General features: G+C 66.5%; 21 protein-coding genes. 6 read left to right on the plus strand and 15 right to left on the minus strand.

Going from position 1 to position 21,089, the window contains the following annotated elements; translation table 11 throughout:
* Window positions 1–708: a metallophosphoesterase gene (locus HTUR_RS06425; protein WP_012942506.1), complete on the plus strand. Its 708-nt coding sequence runs from the start codon at window positions 1–3 to the stop codon at window positions 706–708.
* A gap of 57 nt (window positions 709–765) precedes the next feature.
* Here HTUR_RS06425 and HTUR_RS06430 read toward each other — a convergent pair whose 3' ends face one another.
* Both HTUR_RS06430 and HTUR_RS06435 read right to left on the minus strand, forming a co-directional pair.
* Window positions 766–1,179 carry an EamA family transporter gene (locus tag HTUR_RS06430; protein WP_012942507.1) on the minus strand — a complete coding sequence of 138 codons (414 nt, stop codon included), beginning with the start codon at window positions 1,177–1,179 and terminating at the stop codon, window positions 766–768.
* Between the two features lie 85 nt (window positions 1,180–1,264).
* Window positions 1,265–2,605 carry an NAD(P)/FAD-dependent oxidoreductase gene (locus HTUR_RS06435; protein WP_012942508.1) on the minus strand — a complete coding sequence of 447 codons (1,341 nt, stop codon included), beginning with the start codon at window positions 2,603–2,605 and terminating at the stop codon, window positions 1,265–1,267.
* A 172-nt stretch (window positions 2,606–2,777) separates the two neighbouring features.
* On the opposite strand from HTUR_RS06435, the gene HTUR_RS06440 reads away from it, so the two are divergent.
* Together HTUR_RS06440 and HTUR_RS06445 are read left to right on the plus strand one after the other, a co-directional pair.
* Window positions 2,778–3,863, plus strand: a complete 1,086-nt coding sequence (locus HTUR_RS06440; protein WP_012942509.1) for a gluconate 2-dehydrogenase subunit 3 family protein — start codon at window positions 2,778–2,780, stop codon at window positions 3,861–3,863.
* On the plus strand, window positions 3,863–5,632 hold the full coding sequence (locus HTUR_RS06445) for a GMC family oxidoreductase (protein ID WP_012942510.1): 1,770 nt from the start codon (window positions 3,863–3,865) through the stop codon (window positions 5,630–5,632). The genes HTUR_RS06440 and HTUR_RS06445 overlap by 1 nt, the downstream gene beginning before the upstream one ends.
* Before the next feature lie 123 nt (window positions 5,633–5,755).
* On the opposite strand, the gene HTUR_RS06450 is transcribed toward HTUR_RS06445, so the two are convergent.
* Window positions 5,756–5,890: a hypothetical protein gene (locus HTUR_RS06450; protein WP_008896547.1), complete on the minus strand. Its 135-nt coding sequence runs from the start codon at window positions 5,888–5,890 to the stop codon at window positions 5,756–5,758.
* 135 nt (window positions 5,891–6,025) lie between these two features.
* Here HTUR_RS06450 and HTUR_RS06455 point away from each other — a divergent pair, with 135 nt between their 5' ends.
* Window positions 6,026–6,817, plus strand: coding sequence for an N-acyl homoserine lactonase family protein (locus HTUR_RS06455; protein WP_012942511.1), 792 nt, complete (start codon window positions 6,026–6,028; stop codon window positions 6,815–6,817).
* Between the two features lie 9 nt (window positions 6,818–6,826).
* Here HTUR_RS06455 and HTUR_RS06460 read toward each other — a convergent pair whose 3' ends face one another.
* From HTUR_RS06460 to HTUR_RS06485, 6 genes are all read right to left on the minus strand, one after another.
* A complete protein-coding gene (locus tag HTUR_RS06460) occupies window positions 6,827–7,543 on the minus strand; it encodes an ABC transporter ATP-binding protein (RefSeq protein ID WP_012942512.1) in 717 nt (238 codons plus the stop codon).
* Window positions 7,543–8,271, minus strand: a complete 729-nt coding sequence (locus HTUR_RS06465) for an ABC transporter ATP-binding protein (protein WP_012942513.1) — start codon at window positions 8,269–8,271, stop codon at window positions 7,543–7,545. Before HTUR_RS06465 ends, HTUR_RS06460 begins: the two co-directional genes overlap by 1 nt.
* Window positions 8,268–9,386 carry a branched-chain amino acid ABC transporter permease gene (locus HTUR_RS06470; protein WP_012942514.1) on the minus strand — a complete coding sequence of 373 codons (1,119 nt, stop codon included), beginning with the start codon at window positions 9,384–9,386 and terminating at the stop codon, window positions 8,268–8,270. Before HTUR_RS06470 ends, HTUR_RS06465 begins: the two co-directional genes overlap by 4 nt.
* Entirely contained in the window at window positions 9,379–10,260 is an 882-nt protein-coding gene (locus HTUR_RS06475; protein ID WP_012942515.1) for a branched-chain amino acid ABC transporter permease, read from the minus strand. The genes HTUR_RS06470 and HTUR_RS06475 overlap by 8 nt, the downstream gene beginning before the upstream one ends.
* Window positions 10,261–10,262: 2 nt before the next feature.
* On the minus strand, window positions 10,263–11,597 hold the full coding sequence (locus HTUR_RS06480; protein WP_012942516.1) for an ABC transporter substrate-binding protein: 1,335 nt from the start codon (window positions 11,595–11,597) through the stop codon (window positions 10,263–10,265).
* 158 nt (window positions 11,598–11,755) lie between these two features.
* Window positions 11,756–12,745, minus strand: a complete 990-nt coding sequence (locus HTUR_RS06485; protein WP_012942517.1) for an MBL fold metallo-hydrolase — start codon at window positions 12,743–12,745, stop codon at window positions 11,756–11,758.
* Between the two features lie 65 nt (window positions 12,746–12,810).
* On the opposite strand from HTUR_RS06485, the gene HTUR_RS06490 reads away from it, so the two are divergent.
* Window positions 12,811–13,161 (plus strand): O-methyltransferase, encoded by a 351-nt coding sequence (locus HTUR_RS06490; protein WP_226377487.1) that lies wholly within the window; start codon window positions 12,811–12,813, stop codon window positions 13,159–13,161.
* 524 nt (window positions 13,162–13,685) lie between these two features.
* On the opposite strand, the gene gatB is transcribed toward HTUR_RS06490, so the two are convergent.
* Window positions 13,686–15,182, minus strand: a complete 1,497-nt coding sequence (gatB, locus tag HTUR_RS06495) for an Asp-tRNA(Asn)/Glu-tRNA(Gln) amidotransferase subunit GatB (protein WP_012942518.1) — start codon at window positions 15,180–15,182, stop codon at window positions 13,686–13,688.
* 77 nt (window positions 15,183–15,259) lie between these two features.
* Window positions 15,260–15,556, minus strand: coding sequence for a HalOD1 output domain-containing protein (locus tag HTUR_RS06500; RefSeq protein WP_012942519.1), 297 nt, complete (start codon window positions 15,554–15,556; stop codon window positions 15,260–15,262).
* Window positions 15,557–15,630: 74 nt separating this feature from the next.
* Between HTUR_RS06500 and HTUR_RS06505 the strand changes: the two genes are divergently transcribed.
* Window positions 15,631–16,332: a helix-turn-helix domain-containing protein gene (locus HTUR_RS06505; protein WP_012942520.1), complete on the plus strand. Its 702-nt coding sequence runs from the start codon at window positions 15,631–15,633 to the stop codon at window positions 16,330–16,332.
* A 41-nt stretch (window positions 16,333–16,373) separates the two neighbouring features.
* Here HTUR_RS06505 and HTUR_RS26655 read toward each other — a convergent pair whose 3' ends face one another.
* The 4 genes from HTUR_RS26655 to HTUR_RS06520 all read right to left on the minus strand — a co-directional run bounded on the left by HTUR_RS26655 (window position 16,374) and on the right by HTUR_RS06520 (window position 21,015).
* Window positions 16,374–16,532 carry a hypothetical protein gene (locus HTUR_RS26655; RefSeq protein ID WP_394298202.1) on the minus strand — a complete coding sequence of 53 codons (159 nt, stop codon included), beginning with the start codon at window positions 16,530–16,532 and terminating at the stop codon, window positions 16,374–16,376.
* Window positions 16,533–16,607: 75 nt separating this feature from the next.
* Complete coding sequence (locus HTUR_RS06510; RefSeq protein ID WP_012942521.1) at window positions 16,608–17,879, minus strand: outer membrane protein assembly factor BamB family protein; 1,272 nt, start codon at window positions 17,877–17,879, stop codon at window positions 16,608–16,610.
* A 191-nt stretch (window positions 17,880–18,070) separates the two neighbouring features.
* Window positions 18,071–20,155: an AMP-binding protein gene (locus HTUR_RS06515; protein WP_012942522.1), complete on the minus strand. Its 2,085-nt coding sequence runs from the start codon at window positions 20,153–20,155 to the stop codon at window positions 18,071–18,073.
* Between the two features lie 2 nt (window positions 20,156–20,157).
* On the minus strand, window positions 20,158–21,015 hold the full coding sequence (locus HTUR_RS06520) for an SDR family NAD(P)-dependent oxidoreductase (RefSeq protein WP_012942523.1): 858 nt from the start codon (window positions 21,013–21,015) through the stop codon (window positions 20,158–20,160).
* Window positions 21,016–21,089: the final 74 nt, after the last annotated feature.

Consider the following 21,089-nt stretch of genomic DNA (forward strand, 5'->3'; position numbering starts at 1 on the left):
GTGCCCGACGTCGACCTCCCCGTTTCACCGATCGAACGCGCCCTCCACGTCCCTGCAGCCGACGCGCTCGTCGTCGCCGACGTCCACCTCGGGCGCGCCGCCGACTCGAGCGTCGACGCGCCGATCGACGACGGCGGCGACGTTCGCGGCCGCCTCGCGTCCCTCCTCGAGCGTACCGATCCCGCGACGGTCGTCGTCGCGGGCGATTTACTCCACTCCTTCGGGCGGCTCCCTCGCGGCGTCGAGCGCGACCTCGAGGCCCTCGAGGACTGCGTCGCCGACGCCGGCGCCGACCTCGTCGTCACACCCGGCAACCACGACGCGATGCTTGAGTCGGCCTTCGACGGCGAGACGATTCCCGAGTACCGCCTCGCGGACGGAGAGACGGTCGTCTGCCACGGCCACGAACGCCCCGAAACGGAGGCCTCGCGGTACGTCATCGGCCACGACCACCCCGCTCTCTCCGTCGACGGCCGAAAACTGCCCTGTTTCCTCTACGGACCCGGCGCCTACGAGGGCGCGGACGTCGTGATGGTGCCCGCGTTCACGACGCTGGCGGCTGGCGCGACCGTCAACGGGATGCGCGCCCGCGACTTCCAGTCGCCGCTGGTCGCCGACGCTGACCGGTTCCATCCCGCCGTCTGGGACGACTCGAGTGGCGAGACACTGTGGTTCCCACCGCTGGGGGAGTGTCGCCGACTGCTGTAGCTGGCGAGGGTGACCGGCGGAAGACGAGAGACGCGGCTCGCGCCCGTGACGGCCACGTCAGGCCGCAACGAGGACGACCGCGACGACCGCGAGTCCCAGCCCGACGACGTTCGTCGTCGCCAGTTGGGCGTCGAAGTAGAAGACGCCGACGATCGCCGGAATGACGAAGTAGAGCGCTGAGATCGCCGACACGATCGCCATGTTGCCGTGGGTGAGCGCGGCGTAGAAGCTGATCGTCGCGACGGCCAGCAGGACGCCGGACAGCAGCGCGAACCCGACGTCCGTTCGCGTCCCGACGACGGGACGACGGGTCGCGAGGACGTAGCCGCCGACGACGGCGAGACTCGCCACGTAGGACAGCAGTACCGCGTTGACGGGCGAGAGCGATCGGGTCGCGACGCCCGCCGATACCGCCCAGCCGCCGTACAGAAGCAACGCGCCGAGTGCGAGAACGATCGCTGCGTTGGCCATGGGGCAAGGCGCTCCCTCACCGACAAAAACGTCTCGCTCTTGAGACAGTGATGCAGCGGAGACTCATCCCTGAAGCGACCGGTCGCTACCGTGAGTGATCCTCGAGCACCGCCTTCGCCGCCTCCCGTCCGCTTCGCATCGCGCCCTGGATCGACGACCAGCGGGTGTAGTCCCCGGCCAGATAGACCGACCCCGACGGATCCCGCGTCTCGGGTAGTCGGTCGTGGATCCCCGGCGGCTGGTCGAACTGCGCGAACGGAACCCGTTCGGTGTACAGCGGCTCGAGACCGTCGAACTCCTGCTCGGGATACCACGACTCGAGCGCGTCCCGCGTCCGCTCGGCCAGCGGTTCGTCGCTCGCCTCGGGGTCGCGGCTATCGCCGCGTCCGCTCGAGGTCCGGGGGACCTCGCAGCCCAGATACGTCGCGCTGATCAGCGTCGATCCGTCGGGAGCGTGTTCCGGCGCGACCGCGCTGTGGGGGACGACGTGGTTCGGCCCGTCGCCGTCGACCGCGTTGAGCAGGAGTCGCTTGCCCGTCTCGAGGCTCGTTCCGTCCGGCAGCGCGTAGTACTGGGTGACACAGCCCCGCGCATCGGTCGGGATCGACTCGAGGCCGGTCAGGTCGCGGGCGGTCGGCGGATCGGTCGCGACGACGACGGCGTCGACCTCGCCGTTCATGCCGTCGGCCAACTGGACGGTCGCGGAGTCGCCCTCGCTCGAGACCGCCTCGACCTCGCGGCCGGTCTTGATTCCGCCACCGACTTCGCGCACGTGATCCGCGAGCTGCCTCGGGATCGCCTCCATCCCCGCCGCGGGGACCGCAGCGCCGCCGGCCGCCAGCGTCCGAAACGTGTACTCGAAGACGCGACGCGAGGTCGACAGCGAGCGGTCGAGGGTGATCCCCCCGTAGAAGGGCGCGACGAAGGTCTCGATGAATCCGTCCGAGAAGCCGCGCTCGCGGAGGAAGGTCTCGATCGATTCGTCCGGTTCGTCGGTACCGCCGCCGTCGAAGAGCGTCTCGAGGTCGGTTCGACGCAACTCCCACCAGAGTCGGGCGACGCGGAGGCGGTCGCCCAGCGTGATATCGGGATTACGCAGCGTCGCGGGGAGCGTCCCGGGTGCGCTGCGCGGATCTGCGAGCACCGACCGGCCGCCTGGATGAGCGATCGTCGCCCCCGACGTGAACCGGCGCAGCTCCAGCGCCTCGAGATCGAGTTCTCGTTGGACGGCGGGATAGGCCGGAAACAGCACCTGAAAGCCCCGATCGAACCGATACTCGTCGCGCTCGAGCGTTCGGACGCGACCGCCGACGGTCTCGCGGCGCTCGAGCAGCGTCGCCTCGAGACCGCCGCCGGCGAGGTGCCTGGCGGCGACGAGGCCGGCGAGGCCGCCGCCGACGACGAGGACGCGCGGTGTCGATGTCATGGCCGGTGGTTCGGCGACCGGCTACTAAGCCGTGGGGCCAAACGACGACGATCGGCCGCCGTCGTCGCCGTCGAGTCCGCCCACCGGTCGAATAGTCCCGACGGTGTCGCCGACCGCGGCCATCACCTGCAGGGACACGCGTTAACTTTCATTTCGGAGTCCGTGCCTTCGCATGGGAGACAATGACAATCAGCGGGCGGCGGGTGAGACTGACGCCCAGACGCGGGCGAAGCTAGACTTCACGCGGGACGTCTCGCGGCGGCGGGCGATGCAAATCGGCGGGTTAGCGGTCTTCGGCATGGCCGGGACGGCGGAGGCGTTCGACCCCGAGAAGTTCGACGTGGCGCCCCTCGAGAGCGTGCAGGAAGTCGAGGTCGAGGAACAGGGACTCGAGTACTTCACCATCCAGCAGGCGCGGGTCGTCCACGACCTGACGGCGCGGATCTATCCCTCCGACGAGAACGGTCCGGGCGCGCCGGAGGCCGGCGTCGTCTACTTCATCGATCGACAGATGAACTCGGCGTGGGGCCGCGGAGAGCGGTGGTACATGCAGGCGCCGTTCGCCGGCAAGGACCCGACGCAACCGTTCGAGGACCAAGCGCAACGACCCGAGGACGTCGAGCCCGACGTCGAGGTCCCGTGGGCGGAGACGAACCCCTCGGAGACCCAGGGCTGGCAGTACGCGCTCACGCCCAACGAGGCCTACGATCAGGCCATCGCCGCCATCGAGGACTACGTGGCGGCGGAAGCCGACGACGCGGCGTCGTTTACGGAACTCGACGGGGATCAGCAGGACGCGGTGGTCGAGGCGCTCGAGGCGGGCGAGGTGCCGACGTTCGACGACACGGACATCGATCCGGACGGCTTCTTCCTGCTGGTTCGCCAGAACACGCTTGAGGGGATGTTCAGCGATCCGATGTACGGCGGCAATCGGGAGATGATCGGCTGGCGGCTGAAGGGGTTCCCGGGGACGCCAGGCGCGCTCGGTAGCTATCGAGGCCTGTTGCAGGAGGGCGAATACATCGAACTCGGGGAGGACGACTTCCGGAAACTGGCCGACGACGTCGAGTCGCTCGGGATCGGTGACGAGAATCAGGAGCCGGCGAACGACCAGAGCGAGGAGGGCCACGCCCACGTCCACGACGCCGCTGAGGCGGACTTCCCGAACGTCGTCGACGAGGCTGCCGCTCGCGGGGACGCCGACCGAGAGGTTACGCCGATGAGTCTCGACGACGCGGACGACGGAGGTGATCCGTGATGGTGCAAGAACTCGAGCCCGTCGACGTCGTGACTATCGGCGCGGGCTGGACCGGCGGCATCGTCGCCAAGCACCTCGCGCAGGAGGACTATCAGGTGGTCAGCTTGGAGCGCGGCGGCGAGCGCGAGACGGAGAACTTCTTCACGGTCCACGACGAGCTGGGGTACGCCCTGCGGTACAAGCTGATGCAGGACCTCTCGAAGGAGACGATCACGTTCAGGAACTCGGTCGACGAGCCCGCGCTGCCGATGCGCCGCTACGGCGCGTTCCTCCCCGGCTCGGGCGAGGGCGGCGCGGGGGTCCACTGGAACGGCCAGACCTGGCGCTTTCTCCCCTACGACTTCGAGATACGCTCGCGGACGATCGACGAGTACGGCGAGGAGAAGATCCCCGAGAACATGCAGCTCCAGGACTGGGGGATCAGCTACGACGAGCTCGAGCCCTACTACGACGCGTTCGAGTACACCGCCGGCATCGCGGGCCAAGCGGGGAACATCGAGGGCGAAATCCAGGAGTTGGGCAACCCGTACGAGGGGCCCCGCTCGCGGGAGTACCCGCTTCCGCCGATGATGGAGACCCCGGTCCTCGAGCGGTTCAAGGAGACGGCCGCCGAGATGGGATACGAGCCGTTTCAGGCGCCCTCGGCCAACCTCACGGAGCAGTACACGAACCCGGACGGCGTCCAGCAGGGCCAGTGTCAGTACTGTGGCTACTGCGAGCGCTTCGGCTGCGAGTGGGGCGCGAAGGCCTCGCCGATCACGACCGTCCTGCCGGCCGCCCAGGAGACGGGGAACTTCGAACTGCGGACCCACTCCGACGTGGTGGAGCTCCTCTATAACGAGGAGGCCCAGCAGGTCGAGGGCGTCCGATACGTCGACCGGAAGACCGACCAGGTGTACGAACAGCCGGCGGACGTCGTCGCGCTGACCGCCTACGTGCTGAACAACGTCCGCCTCCTCCTGCTATCGGGGATCGGCGAACCGTACGATCCCGAGACCGGCGAGGGCACCGTCGGGAAGAACTACTGCTACCAGAACTTCGGCGCCAGCGCGCGGGGCTTCTTCGACGAGGAGCAGTGGAACCTCTACATGGGCGCCGGCGCGCTCGGCGCGTCGTTCGACGACCTGAACGGCGACAACTTCGACCACTCCGACCTGAACTTCCTCCACGGCGGCAACGTCGCGCTCAACCAGACCGGGGACCGACCGATCGCCAACAACCCGGTTCCGCCGGAGACGTCGTCGTGGGGCTCGGAGTTCAAGCAACAGAGCCTCGAGTACTACCACAGTTCGGTCTCGGTCGCCGCGCAGGGCGCGGTGTTGCCCTTCCGGGAGAACTACCTCGATCTCGACCCCAACTACACCGATCAGTACGGCCGACCGCTGCTGCGGATGACCTTCGACTGGCGCGAGCAGGACCGGAACCTCGTCGAACACATCGGGCCGCAACTCGAGGCGCTCATGGAGGAGATGGGCGCCGACACGATCGACGCGACCACGACGCTCGAGGGCAGTTTCGACATCACGCCCTACCAGTCGACCCACAACACGGGCGGCGCGATCATGGGGTCCGACCCCGCGGAGTCGGTCGTGAACAACTACCTGCAGTGTTGGGAGGCGAGCAACCTCTTCGTCCCCGGCGCCTCGGCGTTCGCGCACAACAGCGGCTACAACCCGACCGGCACCGTCGGTGCGCTGGCGTTCCGCGCGGCGGAGGGGATCCAGCAGTATCTGAACGAACCGGAGCAGCTGGCGGCACCCGAATCGTAGTCGGGCGCTGCAGCAGTTGGTTCCGTTTTTTCGTCGTGCGTGATCGCTCGAGACCGAGCGCCCGGGGGCTCGAGTCGCGACTGTTCACCGTCCCGCCTCGCCGACTCGCGCCCGCCGTCGGCCTCAGACGCCGAAGACGAACCGCATCGCGAGGCCGATGAGGATCACGACGATTCCCGAAATCGTCGCGATGGGCGGAATGGGGATCAATAGGAGTACGATTCCGAGAAGGATGACGCCAGTCGATAGTTTGACCATACGAAAAGATGGATTCGGCGACAGGTATCGCTGCGGCCGGCATCCCCAGCGCCGTTAAAAGCGTCGCCGACCCGGCCGTCCGCTAACCGGTCAGCGAGCGGTCACGTATAACCGGCCGCGGCCCGTGGGTAGCGTATGGTCGACGCATCCGTCACGCCGATCGATCGCGGGACGATCACCGCCGACGCCAACAACATCGTCGAGGGCTTTACCCTGGGTTCGGCCGCCGATCCGAACCCCGAGACGGTGATGGCCGACGGCCCCGTCTACAACGTCGTCATCGACCACCCCGAGGCGACGATCCTCTGGGACACCGGCTCCCACCCCGACGCCGCCGACGGTCACTGGCCCGAGGAGCTCTACGCCGCCTTCGAACACAGCGGCCTGCGACCGCTCGAGGACGACCTCGCCGACGCGGGCTACGACGTCGACGACATCGACGCGGTGATCCAGACCCACCTCCATCTCGATCACGCGGGCGGCCTCTACGCCTTCGAGGGGACCGACGTGCCGATCTACGTCCACGAGCGCGAACTGAAGTACGCCTACTACAGCGCCAAGACCGACGCGGGCGACGAGGCCTACGTCGCCGGCGACTTCGACCGCGACCTGAACTGGAAGATCGTCCACGGCGACCGCGAGCGGCACTTCGCGGACCTCGAGTTCGTTCGCCTCCCCGGTCACACGCCGGGGCTGCTCGGCCTCGTCCTCGAACTCGAGGACGTCGGGACCGTCGTCCTCGCGGGCGATCAGGCCTACACGCGCTCGAACTATCACGACGAGCGGCCGATGGGGGGCCAACTGCTCTGGAGCAAACGCCACTGGCTCGAGAGCCTGCGGACCGTCCAGGAGATCGAACGCCGCCGCGACGCGACCGTGATCTGCGGCCACGACGGCGACGACCTCGAGACGCTTCGCGAATTGTGAGAACGAGACTCAGTGAACGCCGACGTACGCCTCGCGGACGTACTCATTGTCGTGGAACTCCGCGGACGTGCCGGAGAGTTCGATCTCGCCGGTTTCGATCAGCGAGAGTCGTTCGGCGTGGTTCAGCGCGAACGTCGAGTTCTGCTCGGCGAGGAGGATCGTCAGTCCCTCCTCGTTCAGTCGCTCGAGCGCGTCGCCGATGTCCTGAATGATGACCGGCGCGAGCCCGAGCGTCGGCTCGTCGAGCATCAGGACGTCGGGGTCGCTCATGAGCGCGCGGCCGATGGCGAGCATCTGTTGCTCGCCGCCGCTCATCGTCTCGGCCTCCTGTTCGCGCCGGTCGTCGAGCCGCGGGAACAGGTCGTAGACCACGTCGAGGTCGGCCCGGACCCCGTCGCGATCGTCGCGGAACTGGGCGCCCATCAGCAGGTTCTCGTGGACCGAGAAGTACGGGAACAGGTCCCGGTCCTCGGTGCAGTAGATGAGGCCGTCCCTGACGATCTGCTGTGGGGGCACTCGAGCGAGGTCCGCGCCGTCGTACCTGATCGTCCCCTCGTACTCGGTGAAGCCGGCGACGGCGTTGAGCATGGTCGTTTTTCCGGCTCCGTTGGGGCCGATCACGCCGTAGATCTCGCCCGCCTCGATCGACAGCGAGACGCCTCTCAATGCGTGTGACTTGCCGTAGTAGACGTTGAGGTCGTCGATTTCGAGTATCGTGTCGGTCATTACAGTCCCTCCCCGGCGAGGTACGCTTCCTGGACGCGCTCGTTCTCGGCGATCGCGTCGGGGCTACCCGCCGCGAGGAAGTCGCCGTTGTTGAGCACGACGACGCGGTCGACCAGATCCATCAGGCCGCCCATGTTGTGGTCGACGACGACCATCGTCATCCCCTCCTCGCGGAAGCCTTCGATCTGGGCCGACAGCTCGGCGATCTCCGCCTGATTCATCCCGGCGAAGGGCTCGTCGAGCAACAACAGCTCGGGCTCGGTCGCCAACGCTTTGGCGATCTCGAGTCGGCGGACGTCGGCGTGGGGCAGTTCCCCCGGCATCTGATCGAGGTCGTCCTCGATATCGATGCGCGCGGCGTACTCGCGGATCTCCGCCTCGCTCGCGCCGCCGTACAACGAGAAGACGCTGTTCGGCAGCGTGAACAGCTCGATGTTGTCGGCGACCGACATCGAGTCGATCGGGTTCGACTCCTGGGAGACTCTCGAGAGGCCCTGATTGACCACCTCGTGGGTCGCGTCGTCGGTGATGTCCGCGCCGTCGAACCGGATCCGCCCCTCGGTGACGTCGTAGAGGCCCATGATGCAGTTGAACACCGTGGACTTCCCCGACCCGTTCGGCCCGATCAGGCCGACGATCTCGCCGCGCTCGACGGAAAGCGAGAAGTCGTCGACGGCGACCAGGCCGCCGAACGTCTTCGTGAGGCCGTCGACCTCGAGGAGGCTCACTCGCGATCACCTCCGACCGCGCCGACGGCGTGCCAGATCCAGCGGAAGAGCCCGTTGCGGGCGAACACGAGGACGAGCAGGACCAGCAGCCAGAGCATGACCCAGCGCGTCGAGTGGCCGAACCACAGCCGCAGGATCTCGTCGCGCAACAGCACGAAGAGGAACGCGCCGCCGATCGGGCCAAGTACGGAGCTCATGCCGCCGATGACCGCCATCGCGATCATCTCGATGCTTCGGTCGACGACGACGAAGGTCGTGGGGTCGACGTTCCCGCCGAAGTGGGCCAGCAAGACGCCGCCGATCCCCATCGTGATCGAACTGAGCGCGAACGACCAGAGCTTGAACTTCGTCGGGTCGAGCCCGGCCGCCGACACGGCGCGTTCGTTCTCGCGGATCGCGACGAGCACAGTCCCGACGTTCGACCTGGCGACGACGGTGAGCGCGGCCGCGACGAGTAACATCGGGACGAGCATGAGGTAGTACCGCTCGGTGAAGTCCCAGGTGAATACCTCGACCGCCTGGAACCCGTTCTCGCCGCCGAGGGTCTCACTGAACCCGATCGTCAGCCGGTAGAACAGGAGCACGGCGACGAACGTGACGAGCGAGAAGTACGGCCCCGACAGGCGCAGCGAGGGCAGGCCGATGAGAAGGCCGAGCACCAGCGCCGCGAGGATCGAGACCGGGATGGTGACCCAGAAGCTCGGCACCGGACTGAGGTTGACGGCTAACAGCGCCGTCGTGTAGCCGGCCGCGGCCGACAGCGCCGAGTGGCCGAAGCTGATGTAGCCGGTGTAGCCGCTCTGGATGTCCCAGCCCATCGCGAAGATCGACCAGATGCAGGCGACCGCGAGCGTCCGCATGTAGTTGCCGACGAACAGCGGCGCCCACATCGGAACGGTCGCGAGCGCGACGAGCGCCGCGACGAGCAGCCCCAGCTGGAGTCCCGTCACCTCGCCGACGTACGAGCCGAGGAACCGGTTGAAGAGGTTCGCGCCGGGTTGCAGCGCGCGGTCAATCGGCGAGAGGACGCGAGCGGCGGCCCGCCCGCTCGGGAGCAGGATCGATCGTCGAACCGTACTGCGCAGCCGTCCGATCCGTCTGACGCGTTCACTCATGGACGTATTCCCTCCCGTACAGCCCCTGCGGTAACAGGAACAGTACGACCAGTAGGATGATCAGTGAGAGGATCCCGCGGAAGCTCTGGCCCAGCATCGAGACGGTCAGCGTCTCGGTGTAGCCGATCAGGTAGGCGGCGATGATCGACCCCTTGATCGAGCCGATGCCGCCGATCACCACGATGATGAAGGCCAGCGCGAGCGGGTTCAGCCACATCAGCGGCGTGGCGGCCTGGTCGCCGCCGAGGAAGATCCCCGCGAGGCCCGCGAGCCCGCCGGCGATCAGCCACGTGCGGGTCCGGACCGAGTGGAGGTCGACGCCGGTGAGCTGTGCCCCCCGCTCGCTCATCGACGCGGCGAGGATGGACCGACCGCCGTCGGTCTGGGTGATGTAGTACCACAGCAGCCCGATAGCGATCCAGGAGAGAACGAAGCCGGCCAGATCGTTGTACGAAACCGACGTGCCTGCAATGCCGACCTGGCCGCTGACGACCGTGTAGGCGTACGGCTGGTCGCCGAAGATGCCGAGCGCGATTTCGGTCGTCATGGTGGCGACGACGACCGTCGCGAGGAACGTGATCACGGGATCGTCCTCGATGTAACGGACCAGACCGGCGTACAGCCCGTACGACGCCAGCCCGATAACCCCGACTGCGACCGGGAACACGACGAGTCGCGGTAAGGCGACCGACTCCCAGATCACGTCGCGGTTGAGGATCACGAACACGTACGCGCCGGCCATGATGAGGGCGCCGTGAGCGAGGTTCAACACGCCGCCGACGCCGAAGATCATGGTGAACCCGATGGCGATGAGCGCGTAGAGGGCGCTGATCATCGCGCCGGTAATCAGTATCGAGAGGAGCGAGTCGAGCATGCCTAGCCCATCCACTCGGGTTGTATGTGGTCTGCCGTCCGGTACTGTTCGGGGTAGACGCACTCGAGGCCGTCCTCGGGGCGCCACTGCGTGATCGGGAAGTTGGTGATTTCGTCGTTCTCGCCGCGCTCCTCCTGGACGTCGTGGGGGTAGTCGTCGCCCTCGCCGTAGAACGAGATCTCGCCGGCGGTCCCCGTGTACTCCAGCCCCAGCATCGCGTCGACGATGGCGTCGAGGTCGCTCTCGTAGTCGGCCGTGCCGGCCTCCTCGACGGCCTCCCGGTACAGGTAGATCGCGTCGTAGGTGTTGAACCCCATGTACATCGGGAGGTCGGGTGCGTCGCCGTCGTCCTCGGTGAACGACTGGTACGCGTCGACGAAGTCGAGCGTCTTCTCCGTGATGTCGGTCGTGCCGGCGGCGCCCGACTGCGAGGTCGTCTCGAAGGTCGCGGCCCCCTCCGAGAGCTCGTAGAAGTCGGGCGTCATCGAGGCGACGTGGATCCCTTCGATACCGAACTCGGCCTGGCGCTGGTGCCAGCTCGCGAGCATATCGGTCGCGATGATGTGGGCGAAGAATCGGAAGACGGCGTCCGGCTCTTCGGACTCGAGATCGTCCATCACCGTGCTGAAATCGTCGATCCCGGTCGACAGTTCGGACTCGTAGACGACGTCGTAGCCCCGCGATTCCAGTTCGCCCGGCAGGTTGTTCGTGAACGGGTCCGTCCACGCGGCGTCGTCCGCCAGATACGCGAACGAGTTCCAGCCGTGGTGGTCCGAGAGGTAGTCGGCGTAGCCGCCCATCGCCTCGGCCTGGAAGTACGAGTTGATCGGGCCGGAGCGGAAGATGTTCTTGTTCGCCTCGTAGTCCGAGCCGGTCGAGTTCTCGATGATCGCCGGCGAGGCCGACCCGGTGACGATGTACGGGACGTCGTTCTCGGCGATCATATCCATGATGTTGAGCGAGACCTCGCTGGAGAACGTGCCGACGAGTAGATCGACGTTCTCCTGATTGATCAGCCGCGACGCCTCGTCCTGGGCCGTCGACGGATCGGAGCGCGTGTTCGCGCTGACGACTTCGATGTCCTCGTCTCGAATCCCACCGTCTTCGTTGATCTCTTCGGCGGCCAGTTCGGCGCTCCGCTCGGAGCCGATCCCCTGCGTGTTCTCCAGCGGAGCGAGATGACCGATCGTAACCCCCTCGTCGTCGCCACTCCCGATGCAGCCGGCCAACGTCGTCGCCACGGCGCCGGCACCCGCGGCGCCGATGAACCGCCGACGCCCGACGGACATTTTACCAGTTCTATCTGATCTGAGCGTATTGTTATCGTCGTTATCCATTGACTGTCACTCTGTTACCGATTCTCACCCAACACTTCAGATTCTCCAACAATAAAGGTGAGGGTAGTTAGCAAAGATCGAACGACTAGTGGAAGCGTGTGAGTCACTACCTACTACCAAGATCGTACGGCCGCCGAAATCGAACGGAAGTAGACGCCTCAGACGATCTCTTCCGGAGAAACGCTCTCGGTAACCAGTCGGTACCTCCCGTCGTCGACGGTAACCGCTCCTTCGTGACGGAGGTGATCGAGATGGGCGAAGGCCTCGCCTGGTCCGTGGAGGATGTGGATCCCCTCGAGGTCGCCGAACAGGTGGTCGCTCACCGTCCAGGCGTCGGCCGGGCCGTGCTCGTCGAGCACGTCGACGACTTTCTCGGCCCGCTCGCGGTGGTGGTCGATGATCTCGCGGGCGCGGGCGGTCGGGTCCTCGATCGGATCCCGGTGGCCGGGCCAGACGCGATCGTAGTCGCGGTCAGCTAATCGCTCGAGCGTGGTCAGATACTTCGCCAGCGGCCGATCGACGCGGACGTCGGCGCCCCCGACGTTGGGCGTGTACACCGGCAGGAGGGCGTCCCCGACGACGGCCTCGCGGCCGCCGTCCAGTTCGAAACAACAGAGTCCCGCCGCGTGACCCGGCGCGTGAACCGTCTCGAGTCGATAGCCGCCGACCTCGAGGACGTCCCCGTCCGCGATCGGCGTGACGTCGGCTGGCTCGCCCTCGATGGTCGACGCCGCCTCGAGAAACTCCAGCAACTCGGCCCGCGCGTCCTCGGGGACGCCCCACTCCTCGAGCAGTTCCTTGCGACGCCGGTCGACGGCGGCCATCGTGTCGGCGTCGCCCGCGACCAGCGGCGCGTCGGCCTCGTGGACGTAGACCGTCGCGTCACTCTCGGCCTGAATCTCGCCGGCCAGTCCCGCGTGATCGACGTGGAAGTGCGTCAGCACGATGTCGTCGACGTCCGCGAACGCGTAGCCGCGCTCGGCCAGTCCGTCCCGCAAGTCCTCGCGCACGCCTGGCGTCGCGATTCCGGTATCGACGAGCACGAGGTCGCCGCCGTCACGAGACACCTCCGGAGTCTCACCGTCGACGAGAATGTAGGCGTTGTTTCGGCCCTCGAACTCCTCGTTACCCAGCCGTATTCGATCCATATCTGGACACAACTTGCTGATCGTTCATAATTCACCGGGCTGCGAGGTCGGACGAGCGATTTTCGGTGCCTCGACTCGACGGCCCGTTCGATCTCGTCTTCCTCGACGCCATCAAGTCGGAGTACGAGGAGTACCTGGCCGAGTCGCTGCCGCTGCTGACGGCGGGCGGGATGGTCGTCGCGGGCAACCTCCTTCGCAGCGGTCGGGTCGCCGCTGCGGCCGCGGACACCGAAACCGACGTTATCGAGGGGAGTACGGCTCGTCGGCGGCCGCGCTTCGAGCGTTCAACGAGACGTTCGTCGATCACGACGACCTCGAGGCGATCATCACGCCCCAGGGCGACGGGACCGGCGCTGCCGTCAAAACCTCTTGACGTCCTCCCCGCGCCGAAGCGCGAGGAGTCCTCGATGGGATAGTAAGCGCTGCTGAACTCGGTATCGCTCCAGACCGAACGAGGGACCCTGCGGTGGCGCGTACTGTCGACCGACCGAGCCTCGCGAGGGCGGTCGATGACACTGCGCGAGGGACGAGCAAGTGACCGAACGGGAACGAGCGAGTCGGCTGGGGAGGGGCGTGGAATCCCTTGTCGCCACGATAGCAAGACGCTTCGTTTCGTCACCAGTGCCTCGAGCAGACCGGTCTACAAGCATGTATATCGCTCGCCATTTCGATCAGAGCGGGGAGTAGAGAGAAGCATCTTGCTCCCGTGGCGACGGGGAATCGCCACGCCCTCCCCAGCCGACTCGCTCCCGCTGGTCGCTCGTCCATTGTCAGAACGAGTTCTGACACGCCTTCGTTCACTACGCTCACGAAGACCTCGCGCGAATTCGTCGGTCACCCTCGCTGTCGCTCGGCTGACCGACAGCGCGCGCCACCGTACACTGGGTTCTCAGTTCAGATCGCAAAGAAGCCGAACGTTCTCTTTGCTCGCGTTCGGCGGTTATCCGTCCAGTTCGGCCCGCAGCAACTGGTTGACGTCGCCGGGGTCAGCACTTCCGCCGGTCTTCTGCATGACCTGCCCGACGAGGAAGTTGATCGCGCCGTCGTCGCCGGACTCGTAGTCGTCGACGGCGTCGGGGTTCTCGTCGATGGCCTCGACGACGGCCTGCTGGACCTCGTCCTCGCCGGTCTTGCCCAGCCCTTCCTGTTCAACGATCTCGTCAGGCGCGTTGCCGTCGTCGAGCATCGATCGAAGCACGGTCTCGCGGGCGTTTTTCGCCGTGATCTCGTCCTCGGCGACGAGTTCGACGAGGCGGGAGACCTCCTCGAGGCGATCCGCGATGTCCGTGATCTCCATGTCGCGGTAGTTGAGTTCGCCCAGCAGGTTGTCCGCGACCCACGTCGCCGCGAGGTCGGGGTCGAATTCGCCGGCGACGTCCTCGTAGAAGTCGGCGACCTGCTTGGTCGAGGTGAGCTTCGAGGCGGCCTCCTCGCTCAGGCCGTACTCCTCCTGGAATCGCTCGCGGCGGGCCGAGGGGAGCTCCGGAATCGCGATCTCGTCCTTCCAGCCCGAGACGCGAAGCGGCGGCAGGTCGGCCTCCTCGAAGTACCGGTAGTCCTTCTCCTCTTCCTTCGAGCGCATCGAGACCGTGATCCCGCGGGACTCGTCCCAGTGACGGGTCTCCTGTTCGACCGCGCGACCGCGCTGGATGGCGTTCTTCTGGCGCGTCTCCTCGTAGGCCAGGGCCTTCTCCGCGCCCTTGTGACTCGAGATGTTCTTGACTTCGGTGCGGTTGGCCGCGGCCAGCGCCTCTTCGCCGATCTCGTCGGTGTCGTCGCCGTCGATCTCCTCCTCGGGGATGATCGAGAGGTTGGCGTCGATGCGCAGGCTGCCGTCGCGTTCCGCGTCGAAGACGCCCAGGTACTCGAGCACTTCCTCGAGTTCGGCCAGGAAGGCCCGCACCTCCGCGGGGCTGCGGAAGTCCGGCGCCGTGACGATCTCCATCAGCGGCGTCCCCGCGCGGTTGTAGTCGACGAGGGTGTACTCCGCCGAATCGATGCCGCCACCGCCGCCGACGTGCTGGAGGCTGCCCGGGTCCTCCTCTAAGTGGGCCCGTTCGATCGCCACCGTGCGGCGCTCGCCCTCGACGGAGACCTCGAGTTCGCCGTCGGCGCAGATCGGCTCGTCGTACTGGGTGATCTGGAAGTTCTTGGGCAGGTCGGGGTAGTAGTAGTTCTTCCGGTGGAACCGAGTCTCCTCGGGGATGTCGGCGTCGATCGCCTTCCCGATCTTGACGGCGGCCTCGACGGCGGCCTCGTTCAAGACGGGCAGCGCGCCCGGCAGGCCGAGACAGACCGGGCAGACGTTCTCGTTGGGCTCGTCGGTCTGTTCGGTCGCACAGCCACAGAAGATCTTCGTGTCGGTCTCCAGCTGGACGTGGACCTCGAGGCCGATGACGGTCACGAGGTCGCCCTGCTGGACGGTCTGGGCAGTCATTGGGCCTCGATTCGGGCCGGGCGGGGTAAAACGTAACGACTGCCGTGCCGACGGCTTCGAGCCAGCGCGGGCGAGAGTCAACGCCGGTCAGCGTTCTCGACCGGTTCGTAAATCGCGACCGTTCCTTGCGCGTCGACGTCGACCACGTATCCGTTGTACCTGAATCGCAACTGACCCCGGGCCCGATCGGACTGAAATACCGCGTTCAGATCGCCGGGAGGAACCGCGTGGTACAGCGGCGGTAAGTCGGTGAGCTCCGTGTCCGAGACCGCCGCGACCGCCCGGAGCACGACGTCGCTGTTCGTCTCCTCCTCGCCGACCGTGTACTCGAGTATCGGGAATCCGACCGCGGGATCCCGTATCGACTCGCCCATACGACCGGTATGCTTCCGGCCCGGATACCCGGTATGGCTAGAATTTAACCCTCTCGCCAGCAGAGTCACCGACGATGAGTACTCAGGAACCGGTATCGGAACCGGAGAGTTTCACGCGGGTCGAATTCTCCCTCTCGAACGCGGAGTATCCGTTCGTCGGTATCTCTACGATCGACGGCTGCCGAGCCGCACTGGAGGAGATACTCCCGCGCAGTGCGGGATCGTACGCCGAATTCTTCGAGGTGAGCGGCGTCGAGTCCGAGCGCGTCCTCGAGATCGCGAGGACCCACGAGTCGGCCGAACCGACGTTGCTCGACGAGTACGAATCGGAGAGCCTCTTCGAGTTTCGAGTGAGCCGTAACTGTCCCGCGGTCTTCCTGTGCGAGCGCGGAGCGTTACCGCGGGAAGTGTACAGCACCGACGGACGTGGGCGTATCAGCGCGGAGATACCGCCGTCGGAGGACGCGGGAGAGATCGTCGACGCGTTCCTCGATTCGCATCCGGACGCGGAGCTACGGGCGAAGCGAGAGCAGTCGTCCGTCACCCCGCTGTTCGGTCACCGACAGTACAAACGGGTGCTGTCGGAGCGGCTCACGGACCGCCAGCGAGAGGTATTCACGGCGGCCTACGAGGCGGGATACTACGAGTGGCCGCGCGAGATCACGGCCGATGCACTCGCGACGGAACTGGACATTTCGACGTCGACCCTGCTCGATCACCTCCGATCCGTCGAGCAGATGTTCGTCCGGCTGTTTTTCGAACCGACGGACCGGTGAAGACTCGGATTACAGCGGGAGCAGCGCGAAAGTCCACGACTTCAGTTGCGGGAGGTGTCTGAGGGTCGATATGACCCGTCTTCGACGGCGACCGCTCCTTCGCGATGGAGGGAATCGAGATGCACGAAGGCCTCGCCCGGTCCGTGGAGGATGCGAATCCCCTCGAGGGCCTCCTCGGTCCGCTCGCAGTGGTCAGCCATCGGAGACGATTCGGGTCCGCGAGGGGAACACGTAACGGGACAGTTCCGCGGACGTCGTCCCCAACGGCCCGACGATCAGGGACCGATCGCGACCGCGCCCTCGCTGGTGTTCACGTACAGGCGGTCGTCGGCGATCGCCGGCGTGTGCGCAACATTGGCTCGTTCGCCGAGATCGAGCGTCCCGGACCCGACCGTCGATCCGTCGGCGGGATCGATCGCGACGATCCCGTCCAGATCCCAGCGGACGGATCCGTCCTCGGCCTCGAGTCCGAAGAACGTCCGCTCGCCCCCCTCGAACCCGATTGCACAGATCGTCTCCGACTCCTCGAACACGAGCGGCAGTCCGGCGACGCCGGACCGGGACGCGGACGGACCGTTCCCGTCGGCGTCGGACTCGGTCGGGTCCGGCTGGAACGACCACAACTGATCGCCGTCATTCGTCGAGAGGGCGACGATGCCGCCCCCGGCATCGGCCCTGACGGAATCGCCGGCGATCGCGTAGACGGCGTCGTCCCCGACGACGGGCTGGGTGAGCGGGACCCCGCCGTCGTCGACTTTCGAATCGAACGGGGACTCGGCCGACCACAGCAGGGAGCCGTCGTCACGGTCCGTGGCGCGGAGCGTGTCCGCGACGCTGGCGTAGACGACGTCCTCGGTGACCGTCGGCGGAAACTCGTTCGTTAACCGCTGGACCGAGCCGTCGCGTTCCCACTCGTACCGGCGCTCGAGGTCGCCGTCGTCGGCGTCGAAGACGGCGTAGGTCCGCTCGCCGGCGTACAGCGAGCCGCCGTCGGCCGTCAGCGGCGAGTAGAGCTGCCGCTCGATGGACGCCTGCCAGCGTTCGTCGCCGCTCTCCGGATCGAGGGCCCGGAGGGTGGGCCCTCCGTCGAGAGTCACGAGGTACACCGCGACCCCGTCGGACTCGAGCGTTCGGCTGGGCATCGCGGTCGCCGCGTTGCTCCCGTCAGGAGCCAGTTCGAAGGTCTCGCTCCAGTCTTGCTCGCCGGTCTCCCGGTCCACGGCGATGACGTGCGTCTCTCGGCTGACGCCGCCGTCGAAGTCGAAGGCGACGATCACCCGCTCTCCGAGGACGAACGGACAGGAGAGCTCGCTCGGGTAGCCGTCGCCGGGCGGTTCGAGATCCTGTTTCCATGCGGTCTCGAGGTCGCCGTTCGGCCCAGCCGCGTCGGGGTTTCGGCCCGAGTTCGCCGCGTCGTATCGGTACGACGGCCAGCCCTCGAGCCGCGTCTGATCGTCGGAGAGGACGTCGAGACAGCCGGCCGCGCCGACCGCGCCGGCGCCGGCGATCGCTCCGAGGGTTTCTCGACGGGTAAGCGGGGATTCCATACGATTCCTACTGGGGTCCTTCAGAAAAGTGTTATTGAGCCTACTACTCGAGTGTGAATACAATCGATAGCGGCGAACGGCGCGTTCGGCCGTCCGCGAAACGGGCGTCCGGACGGCCTCGAGCGCGCCGTCCGTACGGTCGCTCCGCCCCCGCCTCGAATCACATCGCGCCGGCGCCGAGCGGGGCGGCGCTATCTGGCCGCCTCGAGTTCCTCGAGCGCCTCGGGGTTCTCGATGCTGCTCATGTCGCCCAAGTCCTCGCCCGTGTAGGTGGCTTCGATGGCCCGGCGAATGATCTTGCCCGACTGGGTCTTCGGGAGGTCGTCGACGAACAGGATCTCGCGCGGGCGGAACGGTTTGCCCAGTTCCTCGCCGACCTGGGCCCGCAGTTCCTCCTTGAGGTCGTCCGATTCCTCGTGGCCGTCCTCGAGGATGACGTAGGTGACGACCGCCGTCCCCGTCGTCTCGTCCGGCGCGCCGATGGCGGCGGCCTGGTTGACGGCTTCGTGGTCGATGAGCGCGCCCTCCACTTCAGCGGGGCCGACTTTGCGCCCCGCCACGTTCAGCGCGTCGTCGGCCCGCCCGTGGAGGAACCAGAAGCCGTCTTCGTCCTTCTGGGCCCAGTCGCCGTGGTTCCACATCGGCGGGTCCTCGAAGGTCGACCAGTACTCGTTCAGGTAGCGCTCGTCGCCCGACCACAGCGACTTGGTCATCGAGGGACAGGAGTCCCGCGCGACGAGGAAGCCCCGCTGGTTGTCCTCCCTGACGGAATTCCCGTCCCGATCGACGATATCGATGTCCATGCCGAGTCCGGGACCGCCGAGCGTACAGGGCTTCAACGGCTGGGTCGGCATCGGCATCAGGAAGCAGCCACAGATCTCGGTGCCGCCGGAGATGTTGATGATCGGCGCCTCGCCGCCGCCGACGTTCTCGTAGAACCAGCGCCACGATTCGGGGTCCCACGGCTCGCCCGTCGACCCGAGGAGCCGGAGCGACGAGAGGTCGTGCCCCTCGAGCCAGTCGTCCCCGTGCTTGCGCAGCGCTCGAATCGCCGTCGGTGAGATGCCGAACTGCGTCAGCTCGTGGCGGTCGATCATCTCCCAGAAGCGGTCGGGTTCGGGGTGGTCGGGCGCGCCCTCGTACATGAAGACGGTGCCGCCGAAAGTGTGGGTACCGATGAGCGTCCACGGCCCCATCATCCAGCCGATGTCCGAAACCCAGAAGAACCGATCCGAGGGCTTGAGATCCATCCCGAAGTAGACCTCCTTGGCGCACTGGACCTGCACGCCCGCGTGGGTGTGGACGATCCCTTTGGGCTTGCCCGTCGTCCCCGACGAATAGAGGAGCATCGACTCCTGGCTCGAGTCCAGCGACTTCGTCTCGTACTCGTCGCGTTGCGTCTCGACGGCGTTGACCCACCACTCGTCGCGGTCGTCGGTCCAGGGGATCTCGCGTTCGCTGTGGCGGTCGCTGGATCCCAACCGATCGAAGACGATCGTGTGCTCGACGTGACCGGCCTCCTCGATCGCCTCGTCCGCGGCGGACTTGAGGAAGACGGGATCGCCGCGCCGATAGAAGCCGTCGCCCGTGAAGAGCACCGAGCACTCCGAGTCCGCGATCCGGGTCGCGGCCGCGTCGACGCCGAAGCCCGAGAAGATGGGGACCGCGATCGCACCGACCTTGAAACAGCCGTACAGAATGGAGACGACCTCGGGCACCATCGGCATGTAGAGGCCGACCGTGTCGCCGGTCTCGATGCCCCGCTGCTCGAGGGCGTTGGCCACCTTGTTCGACTGCCGGCGCAATTCGTGGTAGGTCACCTCCCGAATCTCGCCGTCCTCGCCCTCCCAGATCGTCGCCACTTTGTTGCGTCGCTCCTCGTCGACGGCGGCGTGACGGTCGAGCACGTTGTGGGCGATATTGATCTCGCCGCCGGGGTACCAGTCGGTGAACTGCGGTCCACCGAGGCTCGCGGTTTCACCGCTCGCATCGTCCGAGGCGCTTCGCGCCTCGCTCTCGCTGTCGTCTCTGATCTCGTCGTACTCGTCGTAGAACTCGATCCCGAGGTAGTCGACGAGTTCGTCCCAGAACCAGTCGACGCCGCTCTCGGGTTCGCCGTCGACCTCGCTCGTCGTCCGCTCGATGAGCTCGTCGTAGTCGTCGATCCCGTACGTCTCCATGAAATCGTAGACGTTCGTCGACTCGACGAACTCCCGGCTGGGGTCGTGGACGATCTCGTCGACGTCCTCGAGGGCCGGATCTGTTGCGTCGGACATTGTTACTCGTAGGTAAGGGTCATGCCACCATCAAACAACAGGTCGCCGCCGTCGAGGTGTCGGCCGAGATCCGAGAAGCCGAGCAGGAAGAGGTTGGCGACGTCGATCGGTTCCATCATCTCCTTGACGCGGGACTGGCCGAGCATGACGTCCTCGATCACCTCGTCGACCGAGATCCCGCGCTGTTCGGCGGTATCCTCGAGTTGATCGGTCACCAGCGGCGTCTTCACGTAGCCGGTGCTGATCGAGTAGGCGCGAATCTCCCCCTCGCCCTCGGCGGCGATCGACTGTGTCAGGCCGCGCAGGCCGAACTTCGAGACGTTGTAACCGACCTTGTCGCTGGTGACGTAGTGGCCGTGGACCGAACCCATGTTGCCGACGCAGCCCCGCCCGTCCTCGGTCTCCCGGAAGTGCGGAATGCAGAGCTTCGAGAGGTACAGCGGCGCCCGGAGCATGATTCGGTGCATCGTATCGTAGGTCTCCATCGGGAAGTTCTCGATCGAGTCGATGTGTTGCATCCCGGCGACGTTAGCGAGGTACTTGATATCGCCCAGTTCGGCCGCCTCGTCGACGATCCGCTCTAAGTCGTCGTCCTCGGTCAGATCGCCGACGACCGTCTCGATGTCGCCCTCGAGGCCGAGTTCTTCGCCCCGGTCGACGGTCCCGGCGAGGCCGTCCTCGTCGATGTCCGTCGCCGCGACGGTGAGGCCGTTCCCGGCGGCGGCGAGCGCGGTCGCGCGACCGATCCCCGACCCGGCGCCGGTCACGAGACAGACGTTGCGGTCGGTAAAGGCGTCGTCGTCGATCCGGTGAATCTCCTCGGCGGTCACGGTCGGTGGCGTCACCTGGTCCTGTGACATTTCGTATGGCTACCCTCGGAACGCGCTAAAAGACGCGCGTTAACATATCAACGGGCGCTCGAGGAGGCGCTTCG

It is taken from the genome of Haloterrigena turkmenica DSM 5511 (assembly GCF_000025325.1).
GTDB classification, from domain to species: Archaea; Halobacteriota; Halobacteria; order Halobacteriales; family Natrialbaceae; genus Haloterrigena; species Haloterrigena turkmenica.

Excerpts from the sequence above, each read along its gene's own strand:
- HTUR_RS06430 (WP_012942507.1), bottom strand. The coding sequence starts at position 1,179 with ATGGCCAACGCAGCGATCGTTCTCGCACTCGGCGCGTTGCTTCTGTAC.
- HTUR_RS06435 (WP_012942508.1), bottom strand. The coding sequence starts at position 2,605 with ATGACATCGACACCGCGCGTCCTCGTCGTCGGCGGCGGCCTCGCCGGC.
- HTUR_RS06440 (WP_012942509.1), top strand. The coding sequence starts at position 2,778 with ATGGGAGACAATGACAATCAGCGGGCGGCGGGTGAGACTGACGCCCAG.
- HTUR_RS06445 (WP_012942510.1), top strand. The coding sequence starts at position 3,863 with ATGGTGCAAGAACTCGAGCCCGTCGACGTCGTGACTATCGGCGCGGGC.
- HTUR_RS06450 (WP_008896547.1), bottom strand. The coding sequence starts at position 5,890 with ATGGTCAAACTATCGACTGGCGTCATCCTTCTCGGAATCGTACTCCTA.
- HTUR_RS06455 (WP_012942511.1), top strand. The coding sequence starts at position 6,026 with ATGGTCGACGCATCCGTCACGCCGATCGATCGCGGGACGATCACCGCC.
- HTUR_RS06460 (WP_012942512.1), bottom strand. The coding sequence starts at position 7,543 with ATGACCGACACGATACTCGAAATCGACGACCTCAACGTCTACTACGGC.
- HTUR_RS06470 (WP_012942514.1), bottom strand. The coding sequence starts at position 9,386 with ATGAGTGAACGCGTCAGACGGATCGGACGGCTGCGCAGTACGGTTCGA.
- HTUR_RS06475 (WP_012942515.1), bottom strand. The coding sequence starts at position 10,260 with ATGCTCGACTCGCTCCTCTCGATACTGATTACCGGCGCGATGATCAGC.
- HTUR_RS06480 (WP_012942516.1), bottom strand. The coding sequence starts at position 11,597 with ATGGATAACGACGATAACAATACGCTCAGATCAGATAGAACTGGTAAA.
- HTUR_RS06485 (WP_012942517.1), bottom strand. The coding sequence starts at position 12,745 with ATGGATCGAATACGGCTGGGTAACGAGGAGTTCGAGGGCCGAAACAAC.
- gatB (WP_012942518.1), bottom strand. The coding sequence starts at position 15,182 with ATGACTGCCCAGACCGTCCAGCAGGGCGACCTCGTGACCGTCATCGGC.
- HTUR_RS06500 (WP_012942519.1), bottom strand. The coding sequence starts at position 15,556 with ATGGGCGAGTCGATACGGGATCCCGCGGTCGGATTCCCGATACTCGAG.
- HTUR_RS06505 (WP_012942520.1), top strand. The coding sequence starts at position 15,631 with ATGAGTACTCAGGAACCGGTATCGGAACCGGAGAGTTTCACGCGGGTC.
- HTUR_RS26655 (WP_394298202.1), bottom strand. The coding sequence starts at position 16,532 with ATGGCTGACCACTGCGAGCGGACCGAGGAGGCCCTCGAGGGGATTCGC.
- HTUR_RS06510 (WP_012942521.1), bottom strand. The coding sequence starts at position 17,879 with ATGGAATCCCCGCTTACCCGTCGAGAAACCCTCGGAGCGATCGCCGGC.
- HTUR_RS06515 (WP_012942522.1), bottom strand. The coding sequence starts at position 20,155 with ATGTCCGACGCAACAGATCCGGCCCTCGAGGACGTCGACGAGATCGTC.
- HTUR_RS06520 (WP_012942523.1), bottom strand. The coding sequence starts at position 21,015 with ATGTCACAGGACCAGGTGACGCCACCGACCGTGACCGCCGAGGAGATT.